Annotated in this window: 3 protein-coding genes; all 3 read left to right on the top strand. The window is 54.6% G+C overall.

What is annotated here, in order from left to right; genetic code table 11:
- Positions 1-169 precede the first annotated feature (169 nt).
- Entirely contained in the window at positions 170-328 is a 159-nt protein-coding gene (locus HWQ67_RS18320) for a hypothetical protein (RefSeq protein ID WP_218254136.1), read from the top strand.
- A 74-nt stretch (positions 329-402) separates the two neighbouring features.
- Positions 403-804, top strand: a complete 402-nt coding sequence (locus HWQ67_RS18315) for a hypothetical protein (protein WP_218254135.1) — start codon at positions 403-405, stop codon at positions 802-804.
- The coding region (locus HWQ67_RS18310) for a ParB N-terminal domain-containing protein (RefSeq protein ID WP_218254134.1) at positions 801-1,481 on the top strand (681 nt) is incomplete at its 3' end. The genes HWQ67_RS18315 and HWQ67_RS18310, both read left to right, overlap by 4 nt.

The following is a 1,481-nucleotide window of genomic DNA, read 5'->3' as shown; positions in this document are numbered from 1 at the left end:
CCATGCAGCATCTGTATTCCGTGTCCGATCTCAATCTGCTTGGCCTCCATCTCGGCCTGCTTATTAGCGGTTTTTTCCCGTAATTTTTCCGTAACTTTTCCGCTCGGGCTTATCGAGAAGCGGGTGAGGTTGATGGAGGGGGCGGCTGAATAGGGGTAAGCGTGTTCGCATGAAGATGTGGGGCAAGATTGTAGAGGAAGGCGAAGACCTGATGATCAAACGATACAGGGAAATCATTGCTTGCGGACATGGCGAACTCCACATTGTCGTATCAAAGACGAGCGGGAAGGTCAAAGTAAAGCGCGAAATGGAAGAACATATCGAGTAGATAGCTGAGGCCGACTGACCACAGGCGGAGGCCGCTTCCGGGGAGATCCCCGAGGAGCGGCCTTTTCTATTTTTATGATAAGGAGAACGCCACTGCGTAGGAGAGCGAAAGGCAAACATCTCGAATATGTCCTCGATTTCCTCTGGTCGAAAGCAATCAAGCTCATAGCTGGAGGAAGGTGCAGGCTCAGGCATTTTCGCGGATGTAACGGGAAGGCTGAACATGCCCATCACATTATTAGGCGAGGCATAAAGGCGACGAGGTGGGATCTGCGGAATGGCCTGGGAATGTGCTGGTCCTGTCACACTTGGGGTCATGATCACCCGGGAGAGTTTACCGAATTTATAACGGCTGTTGTAGGCAGCGCGATGATGGACTTGTTGAGAGATCTGGCGCGGATGTATGTCCGCCTCGATCTGCTGAAGGTCAAGGCTGAGCTGGAATCCGCCGTGAAGGATTTGGAGAGGGCAGCATGAGCAAGACAATCCGCATCACTTGCACAGGCGCGGGAATGATGTCGTTGAATAAGATGGTCGCCCTGCAAGGCAACCTCAAAGAACTCTCCGTAGAGAATTATGAGCGGCTGAAAAACTCCATCCTGAAGCGCGGCTTCTCATTCCCCATCGGTATCGCTGTTATTAAAGGCAAGCCATACGGAGTGATTGACGGCCACCAGCGGCACAGGGTGGTGAAGCAGATGATAGAGCAGGAGGGCTATAAGCTCCTTGGTGGCGAACTTCCCGTGTGCTGGATAGAGTGCAGGGACAGGGCGGAGGCGGGCCGGAGGATACTCGATGCGGTCTCCCAGTTCGGCAAGGTGACTGACGAAGGGCTCTACCAGTTCTCCCACGACTTCAAGATCGACATGGCGGAACTGAAGACGGATTTTGACCTCCCCGATTTCAACATGGACTTGTATGCGGAGGGGTATGGGGAGGAGGGGAGCGGCGAAGAGCAGGTTCCGCTCCCAGAAGTTCCCAAGAAGGCAAGGGCGAAAGAGGGAGACCTCTATAACCTCGGGAAACATAGATTGATTTGCGGGGATTGCAGAAAGGTTGAGGTAGTGGCACGACTTATGCGGCAGGCAGGCAGGCAGGCAGGCAGGCAGGCAGGCAGGCAGGCAGGCAGGCAGGCAGGCAGGCAGGCAGGCAGG

Source organism: Candidatus Magnetobacterium casense, from assembly GCF_019173545.1.
Taxonomy (GTDB): Bacteria; Nitrospirota; Thermodesulfovibrionia; order Thermodesulfovibrionales; family Magnetobacteriaceae; genus Magnetobacterium; species Magnetobacterium cryptolimnobacter.
This window is presented reverse-complemented; position numbering and strand designations above follow the sequence as displayed.

Bases quoted from the DNA above. Each gene is read 5' to 3' on its own strand.
- HWQ67_RS18320 (WP_218254136.1), top strand. From the start codon at position 170: ATGAAGATGTGGGGCAAGATTGTAGAGGAAGGCGAAGACCTGATGATC.
- HWQ67_RS18315 (WP_218254135.1), top strand. From the start codon at position 403: ATGATAAGGAGAACGCCACTGCGTAGGAGAGCGAAAGGCAAACATCTC.